This window comes from Paenibacillus lacisediminis, assembly GCF_046567315.2.
Window position 1 is genome coordinate 487,672 of sequence record NZ_JBKIAX020000002.1, and the last position, 18,519, is coordinate 506,190.

Annotated in this window: 19 protein-coding genes; 5 read left to right on the forward strand and 14 right to left on the reverse strand. The window is 54.1% G+C overall.

What is annotated here, in order from left to right; genetic code table 11:
- Positions 1 to 240: 240 nt before the first annotated feature.
- Positions 241 to 915 (reverse strand): potassium channel family protein, encoded by a 675-nt coding sequence (locus tag ACLD72_RS05625; RefSeq protein WP_411001816.1) that lies wholly within the window; start codon positions 913 to 915, stop codon positions 241 to 243.
- A 128-nt stretch (positions 916 to 1,043) separates the two neighbouring features.
- On the opposite strand from ACLD72_RS05625, the gene sspI reads away from it, so the two are divergent.
- Positions 1,044 to 1,283 (forward strand): small acid-soluble spore protein SspI, encoded by a 240-nt coding sequence (sspI, locus tag ACLD72_RS05630; protein ID WP_411001815.1) that lies wholly within the window; start codon positions 1,044 to 1,046, stop codon positions 1,281 to 1,283.
- A gap of 79 nt (positions 1,284 to 1,362) precedes the next feature.
- Here the strand turns inward: sspI and ACLD72_RS05635 are convergent, their stop codons facing one another.
- From ACLD72_RS05635 to ACLD72_RS05685, 11 genes are all read right to left on the reverse strand, one after another.
- The gene (locus ACLD72_RS05635; RefSeq protein WP_411001814.1) at positions 1,363 to 2,946 is read right to left on the reverse strand and encodes a peptide chain release factor 3; all 1,584 of its coding nucleotides are present in this window, start codon (positions 2,944 to 2,946) and stop codon (positions 1,363 to 1,365) included.
- 154 nt (positions 2,947 to 3,100) lie between these two features.
- Positions 3,101 to 4,657 carry a glucose-6-phosphate dehydrogenase gene (zwf, locus tag ACLD72_RS05640; protein ID WP_411001813.1) on the reverse strand — a complete coding sequence of 519 codons (1,557 nt, stop codon included), beginning with the start codon at positions 4,655 to 4,657 and terminating at the stop codon, positions 3,101 to 3,103.
- Positions 4,658 to 5,170: 513 nt separating this feature from the next.
- A complete protein-coding gene (locus ACLD72_RS05645) occupies positions 5,171 to 5,989 on the reverse strand; it encodes a spermidine synthase (protein WP_411001812.1) in 819 nt (272 codons plus the stop codon).
- Between the two features lie 101 nt (positions 5,990 to 6,090).
- The gene (locus tag ACLD72_RS05650; RefSeq protein WP_458475606.1) at positions 6,091 to 7,080 is read right to left on the reverse strand and encodes a hypothetical protein; all 990 of its coding nucleotides are present in this window, start codon (positions 7,078 to 7,080) and stop codon (positions 6,091 to 6,093) included.
- 399 nt (positions 7,081 to 7,479) lie between these two features.
- Entirely contained in the window at positions 7,480 to 8,130 is a 651-nt protein-coding gene (locus ACLD72_RS05655) for a response regulator transcription factor (protein ID WP_251591578.1), read from the reverse strand.
- The gene (locus ACLD72_RS05660; protein WP_411001810.1) at positions 8,114 to 9,187 is read right to left on the reverse strand and encodes a histidine kinase; all 1,074 of its coding nucleotides are present in this window, start codon (positions 9,185 to 9,187) and stop codon (positions 8,114 to 8,116) included. The genes ACLD72_RS05655 and ACLD72_RS05660 overlap by 17 nt, the downstream gene beginning before the upstream one ends.
- Before the next feature lie 19 nt (positions 9,188 to 9,206).
- Positions 9,207 to 9,857: a cell wall-active antibiotics response protein LiaF gene (liaF, locus tag ACLD72_RS05665; RefSeq protein WP_411001809.1), complete on the reverse strand. Its 651-nt coding sequence runs from the start codon at positions 9,855 to 9,857 to the stop codon at positions 9,207 to 9,209.
- A 111-nt stretch (positions 9,858 to 9,968) separates the two neighbouring features.
- The gene (locus ACLD72_RS05670; RefSeq protein ID WP_411001808.1) at positions 9,969 to 10,670 is read right to left on the reverse strand and encodes a PspA/IM30 family protein; all 702 of its coding nucleotides are present in this window, start codon (positions 10,668 to 10,670) and stop codon (positions 9,969 to 9,971) included.
- Between the two features lie 3 nt (positions 10,671 to 10,673).
- Positions 10,674 to 11,165 (reverse strand): PspC domain-containing protein, encoded by a 492-nt coding sequence (locus ACLD72_RS05675; protein WP_411001807.1) that lies wholly within the window; start codon positions 11,163 to 11,165, stop codon positions 10,674 to 10,676.
- Positions 11,166 to 11,169: 4 nt separating this feature from the next.
- Entirely contained in the window at positions 11,170 to 11,844 is a 675-nt protein-coding gene (locus ACLD72_RS05680; RefSeq protein WP_251591583.1) for a PspA/IM30 family protein, read from the reverse strand.
- Between the two features lie 65 nt (positions 11,845 to 11,909).
- Positions 11,910 to 12,227: a hypothetical protein gene (locus tag ACLD72_RS05685; RefSeq protein ID WP_036619784.1), complete on the reverse strand. Its 318-nt coding sequence runs from the start codon at positions 12,225 to 12,227 to the stop codon at positions 11,910 to 11,912.
- 353 nt (positions 12,228 to 12,580) lie between these two features.
- Between ACLD72_RS05685 and ACLD72_RS05690 the strand changes: the two genes are divergently transcribed.
- From ACLD72_RS05690 to ACLD72_RS05705, 4 genes are all read left to right on the forward strand, one after another.
- On the forward strand, positions 12,581 to 13,864 hold the full coding sequence (locus ACLD72_RS05690; protein WP_411001843.1) for an ArsB/NhaD family transporter: 1,284 nt from the start codon (positions 12,581 to 12,583) through the stop codon (positions 13,862 to 13,864).
- Between the two features lie 85 nt (positions 13,865 to 13,949).
- Complete coding sequence (locus ACLD72_RS05695; RefSeq protein WP_411001806.1) at positions 13,950 to 14,309, forward strand: hypothetical protein; 360 nt, start codon at positions 13,950 to 13,952, stop codon at positions 14,307 to 14,309.
- A gap of 114 nt (positions 14,310 to 14,423) precedes the next feature.
- Positions 14,424 to 14,918, forward strand: coding sequence for a cation:proton antiporter regulatory subunit (locus tag ACLD72_RS05700; protein WP_411001805.1), 495 nt, complete (start codon positions 14,424 to 14,426; stop codon positions 14,916 to 14,918).
- 26 nt (positions 14,919 to 14,944) lie between these two features.
- The gene (locus ACLD72_RS05705; protein ID WP_411001804.1) at positions 14,945 to 15,781 is read left to right on the forward strand and encodes a YitT family protein; all 837 of its coding nucleotides are present in this window, start codon (positions 14,945 to 14,947) and stop codon (positions 15,779 to 15,781) included.
- 59 nt (positions 15,782 to 15,840) lie between these two features.
- Here the strand turns inward: ACLD72_RS05705 and ACLD72_RS05710 are convergent, their stop codons facing one another.
- Both ACLD72_RS05710 and ACLD72_RS05715 read right to left on the reverse strand, forming a co-directional pair.
- Positions 15,841 to 16,170, reverse strand: a complete 330-nt coding sequence (locus ACLD72_RS05710; protein ID WP_411001803.1) for a substrate-binding domain-containing protein — start codon at positions 16,168 to 16,170, stop codon at positions 15,841 to 15,843.
- Positions 16,171 to 16,431: 261 nt separating this feature from the next.
- Positions 16,432 to 18,504, reverse strand: coding sequence for a glutaminase domain-containing protein (locus ACLD72_RS05715; protein ID WP_411001802.1), 2,073 nt, complete (start codon positions 18,502 to 18,504; stop codon positions 16,432 to 16,434).
- Positions 18,505 to 18,519: the final 15 nt, after the last annotated feature.

Genomic DNA, 18,519 nt, shown 5'->3' on the forward strand with positions numbered 1-18,519 from the left:
GGTCCATCCTTATTCTAGAGGTTCATGCTATATACTATTGATAGTACGGATTAGGGCAGGCGTGTGAAATGTTCTTACGATCGCTGTTGTTCCCAGATTTCTATGATTTACTTAATTCCTACATGGTAGAAATCCGGTCACAAAGGCGAACGCTCCGCTTCTTCAGAATCATTTCACACTCTTGCCTACCCCCGTTCTTACTTTAGTTCAACTTAGGCTTTTCGATTTGCCCCGATGGGCCTAAGCTTCCGCGTAAGCCAGCTCCAGCTTGGTTAGGTCATTCTTCTCGCCCACGATGACCAGGACATCATCGGTCGTTAGACGCTCCGCCGCCGAAGGCGAAATGTTCATCCGGGCGCCACGCTTGATCGCCATCACGTTGCATCCGAACTGCGCCCGAATATCGAGTTCGATCAGGTTTTTCCCGACCATCTCCGCAGAGACACGCATCTCCACGATACTGTATTCGTCCGACAGCTCGATATAATCCAGCACATTCGGCGACGTTAAATGATGTGCTACCCTTAGGCCCATATCCCGCTCAGGATAGATCACCTTATCCGCGCCGATCTTCTGCAGTACCTTGCCGTGCAGCTCGTTTTGGGCTTTCACCACGATCAGCGGGCTGCCCAAGTCCTTCAAAATCAGCGTCGTCAAAATACTCGCTTGTATGTCTTCGCCGATCGCGACCACGACGACGTCGAAATTGCGAATGCCCAGCGCTCGCAGCGCTTCTTCATCGGTCGAATCCGCGGAAACGGCGTGCGTGACCAAATTGGCTACCAATTGCGTCCGGTGCTCGTCCGCATCGATGGCCAACACGTCAAGTCCCATGTTGCTGAGCGCAGTGGCTACGCTTAAACCGAACCGGCCCATCCCGATTACGGCAAATTGTTTTTTGTTCGCATGCGCCATATTTTCACCACCCGAGCTTTTTTTCATTCGATTCAGTATACCATAATCCGCGGCAAACTTGAATTTTCACCCGGTTTACAGGACACATTAAGCATTGGATAGGTACCATTATTAAAGGAGGAATCGCTATGCCGGCCATTACGCTCACTTTGCGCGAGGCGATCATGCACAAAATCAACGGCAAGGACGAGGCATCGCTGCGGGACATGATCGAGGGCTCGATCGACGTTCAGGAGGCGGCCCTGCCGGGTTTGGGAGTCGTGTTTGAAACGATCTGGAAAAACCTCGACGACGCCAAGCAAAACGAGCTCGTATCCGTTCTGAAGAAACAGGTCGACGCCTTGAATCTAAAGCCTTTAAATCAATAGGCAGGGAAAAAACAAGCCTTCTTTAGACCGTAATACGGTCAAAAAGAAGGCTTGCTTTCGGGATGAGCGTACCCCTAAATTACGGCGCGGTCTCGAGAAACTTCGCATCCGGATTTTTCTCCATCGCCGTCCGCATTGCATATTCGTTTTCGAACAAGGCGACGTAATTGCCTTTTTTGTCCTTAACCAGCGTCGAGTTGATGCGGAATTTGGACGGGTCGATGTTGTCCGCCACGATCCAGCGCGCGAATTGGAACGGCATCCGCTGCAGCAGCACGTCGACGCCGTATTCCCCTTTCATCCGGTACTCGAACACCTCGAATTGCAACTGGCCGACCACGCCAAGCAGCGTATCCTCAAAACCGACCGTCGTAAACACCTGAATCGTGCCTTCTTCGGTCAACTGATCGATGCCTTTTTGATATTGCTTATGCTTGAGCGCGTTTTTGACCGTGACCTTCGCGAAAATTTCCGGCGAAAATGTCGGCAGCTCGTCAAACACAACTTCGCTGCCTTGGCTGAGCGAATCGCCGATCCGGAAAATGCCCGGGTCAAACAACCCGATGATATCCCCCGGGTACGCTTCGCTAACAATGTCCCGGTCTTGCGCCAAAAACTGCTGCGGCTGGGACAGCTTGATCTCCTTGCCCGCCCGCACATGCTTCACGGACATCCCGCGTTCGAATTTGCCCGACACGATGCGCAAGAACGCGATCCGGTCGCGGTGCGCCGGGTTCATGTTCGCCTGAATTTTGAAAACATATCCGCTAAACTTCTCGTTCGTCGGTGCTACAAGCCCTGCGGTACTCCGGCGCGGCTCCGGCTTTGGCGCCAGCTGCAGGAAGTTTTCCAGAAACGTCTGTACCCCAAAGTTGTTGACCGCGCTGCCGAAAAATACCGGGGTCAATTCGCCGCGTCTCACCTTCTCAAGATCAAACGGGTCACCCGCCACGTCCAGCAGCTCCAGATCCTGGCACAGCTGTTCGTGGAGATATTCTCCCGCCATTTCGCGGATGACCGGATCGCGGTAGTCCTCCACTTTTTTCACCTGAATGGTGGAATGATCGTCCCCCTGGAACAGCTCCACCTGATTTTTCATCCGGTCATACACCCCGGATAGCTCGCGGCCCATCCCGATCGGCCAGTTCATCGGCACGGAGCGGATGCCCAGCACCTGCTCGATCTCTTCCATCAATTCAAACGGACTCCGCCCTTCGCGGTCAAGCTTATTGATAAACGTAAAAATCGGAATTCCCCGCTTGGCGCAAACCTGAAACAGCTTGATCGTCTGCGCCTCGACCCCTTTGGCCACGTCGATCAGCATCACGGCGCTGTCCGCCGCGGTCAGCGTGCGGTAGGTGTCTTCACTGAAATCCTGGTGGCCCGGCGTATCCAAAATGTTGACCCGGTGCCCGTTATAGTCAAACTGCATGACGGAGGAAGTTACGGAAATCCCCCGCTGCTTTTCGATTTCCATCCAGTCGCTGGTGGCGTGTTTGCTCGCTTTGCGCGCTTTGACCGAACCGGCAAGGCGAATCGCGCCGCCAAACAGCAGCAGTTTTTCCGTTAAGGTCGTTTTCCCGGCGTCCGGGTGGGAGATAATCGCAAACGTGCGCCGTTTGTCGACTTCCTGCTGCAGCACTTGTTCCAATGCTTTGCTCATGCTCACATTCCTCTCGTCCACAATTTCACGTTTTTTATTGTAACATATTTTGTTCCATGTTTACGCAAAAACACCTTTACCCCCTCAAGGGACATAAAGGTGTTTTAGGTTAATATATCATATTCCGCAAATGTACGCCGCCGTTACAAAAGGTTTACTTCTGACCGGGGGCGATCCAAACGACGTTGTCTTCCTCTTGACCGTTGACCGGCCACCAGTGGAAACCGTCTTTGGCCAGCAGCTCTTCCACTTCCTTTGGACCCCAGGATCCGGCAGGATAAGGGCTGACGTCGGAAGGGTTTTGCGCCCAAGCTGCAGCGATGCGATCGATGAACGCCCAAGCGGCGGCGACTTCGTCCCAACGGGTGAAATACGTGGAGTCGCCTTGAGCCGCATCGTGCAGCAGACGCTCATAAGCCTCCGGCGAGTTGATGCCGACCAGGCAGCTTTGGCAAAATTCCATCGCCAGCGGTTCGATTTGCGACTCCGAGCCTGGCTTTTTGGCGTTGATTTTGATGTAGATGCCTTCCATCGGATTGACACGGATGACCAGCAGGTTCGGCTCCAGCGAATGCTTCTGGCCGAGATACACGTTTGTCGGCATCTGCTTGAACTCGACGACCACCTCCGTCGTTTTGACGGGCAGCCGCTTGCCGGTTCGGATGTAGAACGGAACGCCGGCCCAACGGAAATTATCTACAAATACTTTTGCCGCAAAATACGTTTCCGTGTTGGAGTTCGGATCAACTTTATCTTCCTCGCGGTATCCCGGCAATTTCTTGCCGCCCGCTTCCCCGGCGGTGTATTGGCCGCGCACGACGTTCGCCTTGACTTCCTCCGCCGTTTCGTATGGACGCAGGGAACGCAGCACCTTCACTTTCTCGTCGCGGATATCCTCCGCGTAAAGCCGGCTCGGCGGCTCCATAGCGATCATGGTGAGCATTTGCAGCATATGGTTTTGTCCCATATCGCGCAGTGCGCCCGCATGATCGTAGTAACCGCCGCGTTCTTCGACGCCCACCGTTTCGCCGAGGGTTATCTGAACGTTGGCGATATGCTTGTTGTTCCACAGCGGCTCGAAAAAAGCGTTGGCGAAGCGGATCACTTCGATATTTTGCACCATCTCTTTGCCCAGGTAGTGGTCGATCCGGTAAATTTCCTCTTCCTTAAACACCTGGTTCAGCTCTTCGTTCAGCTTATGAGCCGACTCCAAATCGTAGCCGAAAGGCTTCTCGATAACGAGGCGATACCAGCCTTGGGTGTCCAGCATGCCGCCTTTCTTCAGGTTTAACGATACGCTGCCGAACAGTTCCGGAGCCAGCGCCAAATAGAACAGGCGGTTGCCGGGAATGCCGAACCGGGATTCCATCGATTCCGTCAATTCGCACAGCTCGTGGTAGCCGTCCACGTTGTTGATGTCCAGCGATTTATACGCAAAATGGTCGGCAAACCGCGTCCACTGCTCAGTGTCTTCGATTTTGTAACGGCAGAACTCCTGAATCGAAGCGTGCAGGTCTTCGCGGAACTCCTCCGGCAAACGCGGACGCCGGGCGACACCGATCACGGCAAAGTCCTCGGCCAGCCGGCCTTCGCGATACAGCGAATAAATCGCGGGGAACAGCTTGCGGCGTGCCAAGTCTCCGGTTGCTCCGAAAATAAAAAATACCGCCCCAGGTGCCTGAGGTGATTGTTGATGTTGATTTTCAGCCATGGCTCCTCATTCTTTCTATGTAATATAGTGTATGTTTATTCAATTCCCTATCAATGATATCTCTTTACAAAGCATCACGAGATGTGATGCTATTTTAGCACATTCGGCAAAATGTTGCCATCACCTTAATCTCAGAAAACAACAAAAATTGTTAAGTTTTCAGAAAACTTCATCTAATTTTTATCTGATTTTCATCTATATAAGTTGAACTATTAATTGAACGCGCATAGGGCAGCCGTGTGAAATGTTCTTACGATCGCTGTTGCTCGCGGATTTCTTTAATCCACTAAATTCGAATGATGTAGAAATCCGTTCACAAAGGCGACCAAGCATATGCTTCCGATGCAGCTTTCTTGCAGAAAGCTTTGAGTTTCTTCAGAATCATTTCACCTAGGTTCAATATTATAAAGTGCTTATTATTTAGAATATTGAACCCTCTAGCCTAACTAGCTCTTTTCTTTAGTTCAACTTATATAATTTTCATGTAGCTACCCTGTTCGATAGCATAACCGACTACCAGCTTCGATCTCTGATTATATATCCTTCCTGCACTTCGATCTCAACAAACCCGGCCATATGGCGGCGGTCATAACCTATCGGCTGCCGGCTGCCCGCAATGACCATATTCCTCTTATCATGAGTATGCTCCGCTGGCAGGGAAAAAACTCGAACATAAGCAAAATGCACCTGAAGTGTCGTCACGATCGCCGCCATCAGCTCATCATGTTTGCTTCTGCCAAACACGTTAAGCAGAACGATCCCTTCGGGACGAAGCTTCTCCGCCGCCAGTCCGAAAAACGGCGAGGAAATGAGATGCCGCGGGGTTCCTTTTTCCGTAAAAGCGTCGATAATCATGCCGTCAAAACCGGCGGCCGGCTGCTCCTCCAGAATCCGCCGCCCGTCGCCGATCCGCACGGTGCTCCCGGCATACCCAAAATGACTGCGGCTGAAGTCGGCCACACGCTCATCGATCTCCGCAACAAGCACCTGTCTGCCCGCCGCCTCCAAATGAGCCGCTAATGTCCCCGCCCCCAGGCCGATCATAAACACTTTGTCATAATCCGGCACATTATGCTCCAGCAAATGAAGCATCGCCCACGGATATTCTAGTATGATCCGTTCCGGCCGATTTATATCCATCGCCCCCTGCACAGCCCCGTCGCCAAATTGCAGCACCCGAAAGCGCCCTCTCTCGCCGTATAGCTCCGCTGTTTCATAGACTGTAATTTCCGCCGGAATGTCAGCCGGAATGTCAGCCGGGATTTGGTTCGTTTCAATTTGCCGCTGAACCTGTTTCGAGTTGCCTGTTTGCTTGCCTGTTCGTTCTTTCATCTTCCTTTACCCCTCTATATTCGAAAAAGAACCCTCCTTAACAACGGATTCCAGCCAACTTAGTTGTTTTATACTCAATCACAATGCGGGCCTATGGGCCGTTAATACTCCACCGTCAACAACGGCGACCCGACCGCAATCTCGTCCATGCCCGTGTCCGCATTGCGGTGGGCGGCCAGTTGCAGCGCAACCTGACGTTTCCCGCTTTGCGCCGTAATCGGAAACCCCGGCACAGCGTAAGATTTGCTTGCTGTCAGCTCGTCTTCAAAGCCTTCCACACGTTCCAGCTTCTGGCCCAACTCATCCTCGATCTGTTGTTCCAATCCCGCAAGCACCGCGGAAACGGTCCGATCCGCCGATGCAGGTTCGCTTGGCGCATCCTGCGGCAAATCACTCGTTACGCCCGGAGGGGACTCACCCGTTACGCCCTGCGGCGATTCGCCCGTTACGCTTGACTGGGACTCGCTTGCCGCACCCGCCTGCGATTCGCTAGGTTCGCCCTCTGCCGGTTCGCTTTCCGTCCTACCTGCACCTGTCCTCGCCAGCCCAATGCCCTGAACGGCCGCGTTCCAGCCGATCCGCACGCCTTCATCGGCCAGGGATTCGCCGGCAAGCTGTTGAACGTTCAGCAGACGCTCCGCGCTTCCCGCCGTGCCGCCGGCGCCTTCAAGCCGCAGCACGACGTAATACTGCCCCTCGCTCTGCGCCGTAACGTCCAGCGTCAGGCGAACGCCTTCGTTGGAACCGTTGGCGTTGTACACGGTATGACCCTGAACATTTTCCGTCTGAGGTTCGGAAAGACCTAGCCGGGTGGCAAGCGCCCCAGCCGCTTCCTCCTCCGCAAGCTGCGTTTCCCAATTCCCCTGCCACTTGACCGTAACCAGGTAAGGGTCCGGCGTCAACGCCGTCCCGATCGCGAGCAGCTTCTCCAGTTGCCCGCTAGCGGCTTGCAGCGAATCTCCGGCAGACAGCGGATCACCTGCCGTGGCCGGACCACCGGATTGCTCGTTTTTAAACCACTGCAGTCCAATTAGCAGCAACGCGCAAACAATAACGATCAGGCTATAGCTCCACAACTTGCGGTTTTGCATCATTTTCGCCTCCCTAGTCATCGAATGGCCACACACATTTCTAGTAATATACAGATTCGCCAGCCCCCAGCCGATTATCCTGCCACTCTCTATTTTCTAACGGACTCAAATGACTCTATTTGCTCATTTCCCGATCATTTCCCGCTGTAACGGACACCACAGCCTTTATTACACGCAAAATTACGCAGATTTCGTAGTTTTGCGTGTAATAAAGGCTCCTGAGTCCGTTAAAATTCCAAAACCGCCGTTTGAGGCCGATTAAGGTCTCCGGTGTCCGTTAGCCTGGTACCACATCGCGGCGCAGCATTAGTGGCGCAGCATTAGTGGTGCAGCATTTCGTGATACAGCATTGCGACTAGAGTTATCCCGCAAACCGCAAAAACGGCTTGGCGAAGTCCATCACTCCGCCAAGCCGTTTTTGTATGCGTAAATGGCCGCCTGGGTGCGGTCCTCGACCCCCAGCTTCGCCAAAATGTTTGTCACGTGGAATTTCACCGTTTTAACGCCGATGATCAGTTCGTCGGCGATATCCTGGTTGGATTTGCCTTGGGCAAGCAAACTCAACACGTCCATCTCCCGCTCGGTCAGCTCCTCATGGGCCGGCGCCTCTACCTTGGGCTGGCGGAACCGGTTCATCATTTTCGAGGCGACCTGCGATTCGAGCACAGACTGGCCGCGGGCCGCGGCGCGGATCGCTTCGGCGATCTCGGACGCGCGCGACGTTTTGAGCAGATAACTGAACGCGCCTGCCTCGATCACCGGATACATCTTCTCATCGTCAAGATAGCTGGTCAGCACGATCACCTTGCATTCCGGGTATATCTTCAGCAGCTGCCGGGTCGCCTCGATGCCGTCCATCCCTTCCATGACCAAATCCATCAGCACGACGTCGGGCTTGTATTCCTGCGCCAGCCGGATGCCTTCTTCCCCGCTGCTCGCCTCTCCGACGACCTCAATCCCTTCTTCGGTTCCCAGCACCGCCGCCAACCCGATTCTCACCATCTCGTGATCGTCGACCAGCAGCACTTTGATTTCATTGTCCAGCTCCATCGCTGTCCGTCCCCCCGCTTTCTTCATGGATTAAAGGTATCGTGATCTCAATCCGCGTTCCCTTGCCGGGCGCGGTGATGAACTGAATCGAACCGCCAACCTCGTGCACGCGCTCCTGCATCGTCGACAAACCGTACGAAGCCTGCTTTTTGTCGTCCAATTGGAAACCGACCCCATTGTCCCTCAAAATCACTTTGACTGCCTCGCCCCGCCGATGAATGCGAATCTCCATCTTATCCGCTTTGGCATGGCGGAGCGTATTGGACATAGCCTCCTGAATAATCCGGAACAAGTGGTTTTCGATCCCTTTCCCCAAGTTCAATTCCTCGTCCATTTCCAGCGTCAAATCCATCGGCACCTTCGTTTTCAGCTCCCGGACGAGGTCAAGCAAACCTTGGGACAACTCCTTGCCTTCCAAATAAACCGGGCGCAAATGCAGCAGCAGGGCGCGCATCTCGGATTGGGCCACGGAGGCCATCTCCTCGATTAGCTCCACCTGGCGCTGCGCCTTGTCGAAGTCCTTTTCCAGCGTCCGGCTGACGGCCGTAGCCGTCATCGATATGGCGAACAGCTGCTGAGACACCGCGTCATGCAGTTCCCGCGCCAGCCGCTGCCGCTCCTCGACGATCGCCGACACCCGCGCCTGGTCGGCGAGTTGGGCGTTATGCGTCGACAATCGCTGCAGGGAAGACACCTGCTCTTCCCAACGTTTGCCGATGCGCTCCAGCTGTTCCCCAAGCCTTCCTATTTCATCCTCGCCAAGCTTCGGAACCATGCCGACCTGGCTGCCCTTTTCCCATTGCAGCAGCGCGTCGCGCAGTTCATCGATCTTCCGCTTCGGACGGTACCCCTGAAAGAAGCCGTATGCGGCTCCGATCACGACCAGCAGCGAGAGCAGCGTGAGGCCCGCCCGGATTCCCGTCGGCCAGGACGCCTGCGGCCTAAAATATCCGTATGTATACAGCACGTAAAAAGTGGCTGCCACAATAATAACGGACAGGAGAATTCCGCCGCGCATGCCGCGGGATACCATATTGCTCGGTTTTCTTTTTCTCATGCGGGGTGATCCTCCTGTCTCAAGTTAAACGTATATCAACGTCTCCTACAAGGTAGGAAATCATAATTTTCACTTTTTGTTCGCGGGCGTCGTAATTCGGCGACTTCCAGTACAGCCGGTTCAACATCCCGGTCTCTTTGTCCGGACCAAAATCGATTTGTCCGAACAGGACGAACGCCTCGATTTCAACGCCGTAATCCTCCGGTATCACCAGATCCACGTCGCCGACGATCCCCTGGAACATCAAAATATTGCTTTGCCCTTCCACGATGGCCAACGACAAGTCGATGTCCAGCTCTCCGAGCACATGCCACATACTGGTGTTCCGTAAGCTCCAAGGATCGCGGTTCCAATGAATGCTGGACGTAATGTTTTGTTTCTGCACGTAATTGCCCTGGGGCTGGGTTTTGCGAATTTTGGCGTAATAGAAGCCGAGCGATATCATCAGGATCGCCAGAACCAGCATAAAGTTGTCCAGCAGGATGATGCCGCCGCCGATCGCTAAGAATATATACCCCGTCTTCACTTGTTCTCCCCGGCGGATTCGATAAATCCCAAAGACTAAAAAGAAGAGGGCGGCGATGGTGAAAAAACTCAGCCATTTTCCAAATATCAGCAGAACCCCAAGTCCAATCAACCCGATGGCTAAGAACCTTTTCCGCTTATCCATGCCGCACCTCCTTCGCAGGTTCAAAGAATCGGAAAAGCCATAACGGCATGATTCCATACCGTATGGCTTTACCATGACTTAGCATACCACAAGTCCCAAGCAACGTGTAGCTTATTCCTTATTTTCCTCCGGTTTCGCTGGGCCATTCAATTTAGATCTCAGCGCTTCAAGCTGAGCATCGACCTTGAGTTGCTTTTCGGCATCGGCCGGGTTGATGTAAGTGGAAGGCGTTGTTCCCCGGTATGCGACGCCGGCTACCTCGGCTTCCGCTTCCAGCTGCATGATCTTCTCCTCCATGCGGTGGAAACCAAGCGATGCGTTGCCGCTTTCGATCGAATGCAGGGTGCTGATTTGCGACATCTGCTTTCTGGCCTTGGCCATTTGCGCACGGCTGACCAGCTCGTTGCGTTTGTTGCGCAGCTTGTAGAATTCATCCTTCATATCGTGCAATTGCTGCTTCAGTTCAGCGGCATGCGCTTCAGCCTGAGTGTGCAGTTCGGCGAATTCGGTCTGCTTTTGATCGTAATGGATTTTCTCCTCCAGCATTTTGCGGGCCACTTCCTCCTGACCGTTGCGAAGGGCCAGTTCAGCCTGCGCTTCGCGCTGGGCGGAAATGCGGGCGGCTTCATCCAAACGCTGTTTCATTCTGCGCTCGTTGGCCATCTGCTTCGCCACAGTTACCTCAGCGTCGCGGATTTCCGCCTCCATATCACGCAAATATTGGTTGAGCATCACAATCGGATCTTCTACCTTATCGAGCAAATCGTTAACCGACGCTTTCGTGATATCTTTAATTCTTTTAAATACTCCCATGTTTTACACTTCTCCCTTCTCGTAGTCGGAGAGCTTTTTGCGCAGCTCATCCAGTTCTTTTTGCATTGCTTTCTTTTCGATATCTTCCATCATGGAATCCAGGTTGGACGCCCCAGCGGCCGAAAAACCCGCCCCCGGCACCCCCGAACCGTACTGCGACGGCCGGTTGCCGTAAGCGCCCCCTCCTCCGCCATAGGGAGGACGGTCATTAAAGCGCGGATCCCCGAAACCTTCAGGACGTCTGGGACCGTAGGCAGGTCCGTAACCTCCGCCCTGCCATCCGCCGTTATAATATGGATCGTACGGTGCAAAAGGCTCTTTGGAAACGACCAGGGCCGCGATAAAATAGATGAAAACCGTCGTTCCGCCCGTGATCGGAATACTGATCAGCATAAGCAGACGAAGCACCCAGGAACTGATGCCCAAATACTCGCCAAACCCGCCGAGCAAACCGCTGATCCAACGGTCTCTTCTGGAACGGTACAATTTGTTCATGGTCTTACTCTCCTTTTGGCTTATTCAGCTTCTGCTTTAACCGGGAGAGCTCCTGTTCCAGAGTCGACTGAATCATGGACCCGGCTTGGTTGACAAAATCCTCGCCGGCTTTCCGCAACTCGCGAAGGCTGCGGGCCTCCCATTCCATATCGGAAACCCGGTCCTCCAAACGGTTGAACATTTTCGGCACATCCGTCGCGCCGTAACCGCTCATCCGCTGGTTCATCCGCTGCTGCAAACGGAGCGTCTCCATTCTGGCAAAATAATACTGGCGTTTGCTGTAAACGACCTGATATTCGGTTTTCAGCTCATGCAGTTGGCTTTCCAGCTCCTGCAATGACTCCAGGCTTTGCGAGTACAATTCGGAATACTGTTCGATCTTCTCCTCATACAGCAGCTTCTCCTGAAGCGCCAGCTTAGCCAGATGCTCCTCCCCTGCTTTAAGGGCGAGCAGCGCCTGTTCCTCGCGCTTGCCCTGCATCACCTTCGCCTGATCCACCTGCTGCTTGAGCTGTTTGGCGTGTCCGGAGTATTGATAATGCAGTTTTTCCGCTTCCGCGATTTCCTGGCGGGTTTCAATCAGAAACTGGTCGATCAACCGCACCGGATCTTGAGATTGCTCTAATCTTTCGTTTAATGTGGCTACCGTGATATCCCGTACCCGACGAAATACACTCATGTTTGCCTTCCCTCCTAACCTTTCGGCTCATCCGTATTATCAAAAGATATTGCTAATTTCCGGGATTAGTAACCCCTTCTTCCCCGCAAGGAGGAGATACCGTATACGATTAACCCGATGCCGAGCACCGGAACGATCAACCAAGCCAGCTTGGAGATCAGGGAAATGACGCCGATGATCAGTACGATCCATCCGAAAAACGCATTCCCTTGGCGGATGCCGTAGATCCCGAGCCCAACCATTAGCGCCGCGATCACCAGTCCGAAAAGGCTGCCCAGAACGGGAGTCAGGAATCCGAAAATTTGCGGAAGCTTCCCGAGCAAGATCAGAACCCCCAGGGCAATCAGTAAAAGTGCGAAACCGTTCGGTCGATTTGTTCTCATTGATTATCACCGCCTCTCATTTGATCAACCTTATGTCTCTATTCTAGGAGGAACCGGGGTTTTTCAAAACGGACTGGGGACGGTTTTTCATCCTGGACCTAAGTCGAGGTAGACATCGGCCTATAGGACAGAAAGCGGCCCGGCAAAGGGTGCGGTTTTTTCTTTACAATTCAAAAGGCAGATAATATAATGGAAAAGCACAACTATACAAAAGAAAATGACAGTTATCGGAGGAGCCTGCCACGTTGCGGGCTCTTTTTGCCTTTTTTCGGGCCTGTAAGGCATAATTTAAGCCCCCGCATGGCAATTTAGAGGTACCTCAGGGCATGGCAAACTGTCGGGGAGGGGTTATTATGGAGCAACAAGCCATCTGGGCGATCGGCATCTTTTTGCTGACGTACGCACTCATTATTTCGGAAAAAATCCACCGGACCTTGCTGGCCATGGTTGGCGCGGTCCTGATGATCGTGCTCGGCATCGTCGATCAGGAATCGGCGATCCATCACATCGATTTCAACACGCTGGGGCTGCTCATCGGTATGATGATCATCGTGAACACGACCGCGGAAACGGGTCTTTTCAAATATATAGGGATTTGGACGGCCCGCAAGGCCAAAGGGAACCCGGTTACGATCCTGTGGCTGCTCGCTTTAATTACGGCGATCGGCTCGGCGTTCCTGGACAACGTAACGACCATCATTCTGATGGTTCCGGTTGCCTTCAGCATTACCCGCCAGTTGAAGGTCAAGGCGTTCCCGTATGTGTTTTCGCTGGTCATCGCCTCGAATATCGGCGGCACGGCCACCCTGATCGGAGATCCGCCGAACATCATGATCGGCAGCGCGGTGAAAGAGCTGACCTTTGTCGCCTTCCTGCAAAACCTGGCCCCGATCGCGATTTTGATTATGGCCGTGACGCTGCCGCTCTTCATTCTAATGTTCCGCAAAAGTTTGCAAACGGCGCCGGAACTGCAAAAGGGCATCATGAACATCAGCCTGAACGGCCTGATTACGAATCAAAAGCTGCTCGTCAAATGCCTCGTCATTTTGGGGCTCACCCTGCTTGGTTTCTTTATGCATCAGACGTTTCACCTGGAATCGGCCACGGTCGCCCTCGCCGGCGCGTTCCTGCTGCTCTTGATCACCGGGGAGCATGTGATGGAGCGGGCGTTCCAAACCGTCGAATGGCCAACGATCTTTTTCTTTATCGGACTGTTCGTGCTCGTGGGGGGGCTGATCGATACCGGCACGATCAAGCGGCTGGCCGAATGGGCCATTCATTTGACCGGTGGAGACGCAATGCTGACGTCCATGCTGATTCTCTGGCTCAGCGCCATCGCTTCCTCGTTCCTCGACAACATCCCGTTTGTCGCCACGATGATTCCGATGATCCAGGATATGGGGAGCATGGGCATCGCCAATCTGGAGCCGCTCTGGTGGAGCCTCGCGCTTGGCGCCTGTCTGGGCGGCAACGGCACGCTGATCGGCGCCAGCGCGAACCTGATCGCCGCCGGGATGTCCGCCAAGGAAGGCGAACCGATTTCGTTTATGAAATATTTGAAATACGGTTTTCCGCTCATGATCTTATCGGTAGCGCTCTCGGCCGCATATGTGCTGATCCGTTACTTCCTGATCTAATGCAGGATGCAGACCCTTTCCTTCATTAATTGCGCTATATATGCTATCCTTATAATACGAATCTACATTAGGAGGAGGGGTCATCATGAAAGTTCGGTTCGCTGGGCTTGGCAAACTTGCTGGTTCCCCGCTGCTGCTGCTCTCGTTGTTTTTGACCCTACTCCTCCCTTCCTTCTCCTGGGCTCCAGTCACTTCGGAGGCCACGGAGAGGGAGGCGTTTGAAACGGATTACCACCATTCTCACAAACCGCCTTTGCGTCTCAACGCTTCCTCGCCTCATGGCAAGCTTTTCATCGACAGAACCGTGCAGGGCTTCTTCAAGGTGCCTGCCGAAGCGGTGCTGGTATTGATCGCCGCCTGGGTTCAATTCCGCCCGTTGTTTTGCCTGTTTTTGAAACGGCGGCTGCTAATGCCCATTAAATTCACAAGTATGTTTATGGCTTGACATTTTTCCGGTTTTGACAAAGTCCTTAAGCCGGTCCAAACGGCCCGCAGCTTCAGGCTTGTTTTGCAATACCCAAAATTAAAAAGCGACCATAAAACTGGAGGCTTGACGCAAATGAATCTCAAAGAAACCATTCTGCCGGGAATCGGTAAAAAATTCGCGATCCAAACCCGCAGCGGTGATAATCTGACCATTATTATCCACGACGATGGCCGGCGCGAGCTTTACCATTTTGACAATGACGAACCCGATACCAGCATCTCCATGGTCACGCTCGACGACGACGAAGCGAGATACGTGTCATCCATCATCGGAGGGGTAACGTATCAGCCGACGGCACTGGAAAATATCGAAGTGGCCCTGGGCGATCTCATCATTGAATGGTACAAACTCGAGCCCCACTATAAAGCGATCGGCAAAACGATCGGCGAACTGCGGATCCGGCAGCGCTCCGGGGCTACCATTATCGCGGTGATCGAGAAAAACCATACGAAACACGTCAACCCCGGCGCCGATTTGCTTCTGACCGCGGAAGCGATGGTTGTTGTTCTCGGCGAACGGCTGCACCAACAGCAAATTAAGCAGATTCTATTGAGTGGAAGCAGTTGATACGCTAGTCGAAAGGAGGGGCTCATTTGAAGCAAAAGGGCAGCGTCGGCTCCCCCATAAACCTCGGGCGGCATCAGAGCCATGCGGCAATACGCTGTTTGGGCGTGAGCGCCGGAGCCTTGCTCGCTTCCATCGGGCTGGAATTGTTCCTGATGCCCCATGGCATTGTCGTGGGCGGAATGACCGGATTGTCCGCTTTATTCGCTTTCAAAACGGAAATGAGGTTGGGATTGTTTCTTTTCTTGTTTAACGTCCCTTTTCTGCTGCTTCAACGTAAAAGAATCGACTTCACGTTCGGAATCTTCACCGTGTTGGGCCTGCTCGTTTTTTCGCTGGGCACGATCATACTGCACCCCTACCCGTCCCTGACCGGCGAACAGCTTCCTGCCGCACTGCTCGGCGGGCTGTCGCTCGGCATGGGCATCGGCCTGGCACTTCGTTTCGGAGGGGCCTTGGATACCGCAGAACAGGCCGCAGAGTTTATGCGGTTTGGAATTATATCGCCGGAATGGATCATTCTGATCTTCAATTGTACGATCCTGATTGCAGCCGGCTTCCATTTTGGCTTCGATCAGGCGGTCTATTCCGTGATCGCATATATCCTCGCCTTTGAGGCCGTAAAAATACCGGTTCAAGGCTTTAGATTTACCTACACCGTGCTGATCCAAAGCCGGAATTACCAGGAAATTCAGGCGGATTTGCAGCGGTATTTAAACCTCCGCGCCGCCTTCCGCCCCTTCCCGGCGGAAAACGGGGAAGAACACGGCATACTCGAGTGTGAGTGCAACCGCCTGGAGCTTTTCCGTTTAAGGGCGATCGTCAGAGACCACGATGCGGACGGTAAAATAACGTTTCGCTTCTGATGCCTTATACGGCTGCAATAACCCCTTCTCTTGGCAGAGAAGGGGTTTTCTTTTTTCGGTCAATGTTTCGGAAGCTGCTCCAGGAGGTATTCGTTAAATCTGCGAACGCTGGGGGACAGCGATTTTTCCTCCCGGCACACGAGGCATATCCGCCGGCTGTTGCTGTACCCCGGCAGATCGCGGCAGATCAGCTCGCCGGACGCGGTTTCCCGCACCACGCTCCGCCGGGGCAGCACGGCGATCCCGATGTTGCATTTCACCGCTTCCTTCATCGTTTCGATCGCTCCAAGCTCCATCACCGCATGGAACCGCAGCCCGATCCCCGCCGCCCACACTTCGGATCGAAGCGGTATCCCTGCCAGCGTCACTCTAAAAAATTCAAGGCCCATTGGAAAAATTCCAATAGATTGGCGGTAATCGAACGGAATTTTGAGCTCTCATTGGAAAAAATCCAATAAATTTCGCTCAAATCGCCCGTTTGGGACCCCGCCGACCCCAATCTATTGGAAATATCCAATCTAGCAGCCACATTTACCATTTATTTTCCAATTCTATTGGATATTTCCAATCAGACAGCTGGGCCGCTCGAGAAACGGCCGAAGCCGACCTGCAACCCGCAGGCAACCCGCAGATCGGCTTCATTGTGCCGTTTATTTTCCCGCCGAACCTAACCCTTTCTCTTTAAGCAGCTTGATAAACATTCCGCCAACCACACTGCGGTGCTGGAAGTTCATCTGCCGGGCCGTACGGGTGTCATACCAGTCCGAAAAAGGGACGCGGTCGCGCGTTTCGTTCAGGAAATCCCAAAGCGGCTCGATCAGGCGGAGGAAATCGTCCCGGTTCTCCGCCAGCGAGGCGGCCCAAACGAGCCAGTCGGCCTTCGTGTAATGCTCGCGGTTATCCAGCGGAACGCCGTACCGCTCCTGCCGCGACACATACCAGGCCACCTCCCGCCGCACGATTTCCTCGTCAAATAAACGGGTGCCGAACAAAATGTCCCAGATCAGATTGTACTTCAGGCTCCACGTGCCTTCTTGTCCAAACGCCAGCACAGTGTGGCCGTGAGCCCCGCTGTCCCCATTTTTTCCGCCGCTCCGCTCCTCGGCCAGTTCCGCCCAGCGTGCGGCCATCTCTTTTGCCGCTGCCTTATAGCGCTCCGCTTCTTCCGGTTCGTCAAGCAGACCGAGCAGCAGCGAATAGCCGGCCACCCCCATAACCGCCTTCGCCGAAAGGTTAGCATTGCGGGCCAAATGGCCGGCAAAATCGTCCGTGCAAAGCTGATTTTCCGGGTCCAGCCCGTGTTGCAGCAAATAGCCCGCCCACCGGTCCAGCAGTTCCCGATGCTCCCGCACGAACTCCGCGTTCCGGTCGGCCAAACTGACCGCGGCAGCCATGATCAGCATATTGCCGCATTCCTCGACCGGCATTTGTCCGTCCAGGGCGTTCTCACCGTACACCTGGCCGTTCGCCAGCGGATACTGTCCGACATCATGCGGCGCGAAGTCAAACGGCCACGCCTCACTTGCCGCATATCGAAAAATCGGCCGCATCATTCCCCGTACGAGTTCAGGCCGGTACAGCAAAAACAGCGGGATCGAAGGATAACTTACGTCCACCGTGGCGATGCAGCCGTTGCTGAAGCATTCCTTGGACATGAACAGGAATTCGCCTTCCGGGCCTGTGATCAGCTTGTGCGCGGCGATGGCCTGGCGGTAGGACAAAGCCAGGATGTCGGCGTATTTTTCCCCGCCGGCGGCAACTGCATCTTGCCGGAGTTGCCGATCAAATGAGTCGCAGCGTTCCATGATATCGGTGTACTCCCGGTACGCATCCGCCAGCATCGCCGCAGCGGTTTGGCCGTCTTTTTTCCAATAAGCCTCCAACTGCTGGCCGAAATATTCGATCGCATAAACATCGTCGTAAGCGAGCACGAGCAAATTCGTCTTCTCCGCTTCAGTCACTTCCCCGCACTCCCACACGCTGGCCATGACGAGCTGGCTGTCCCTCACCGGCTGCGGCTGAGGTATGCTGGACAGGTCTTTTCCAACGGAGCCAGGCTCCAGCTCCGCTTCCCCGGTTCTCGCAAATGCCTTGCGGACCGCAGCGGTGTCCATAAAGGTGCGGGTGTCGGCCGCTTCTTGCGCCGCCAAATAGAAATAACCCCAATCGATCCGCCGGTCGTCGCCCGATGTGTTCAGACAGTTTTGCTCGGCATGGCCGACATGCAGCAGCGTCAAGCCGGCCGCTTTTTCTTGCCGCCATACGATGCTCTGATCGCTAGAGTTTACGCACCATTCTCCGGTCACGTCAAAATAGATCCGCACGGAATGTGGCCGGCCGTCCACGGCACAAACGCGGAAATGCACGTAGGAGGCAGGCCGCGACAGCCGCTTAAGATCATCCAAAAGCAGCGGGCTCGTAAATTTCACCTCAAGCCGAACCCCCGCCCCCTCAAAGCGATAAGTGCTGGAAAGCGGAGTCACTTCAAGCCCGGTTTGCGGCATCGCCTCCGGTTCGGGGTAGTAGTTTTCCGCGTTGGGCTCAAGCAGCCCGGCGAAACGCCAGGGGACACCGTCGATCCGGATGATCCCGGTAAGCGCGTTTCGTTTGCCGGTCCAGTGCCGCGTAAAATCATCGGTGAGCCGGTCCGCCATCGACCATACGCTGAAGTAAGGATCGATCGTCACCAACGGAACGGCCGGCGGGCGTAGAATGGTATTCATAAGTCACTTCCCTCC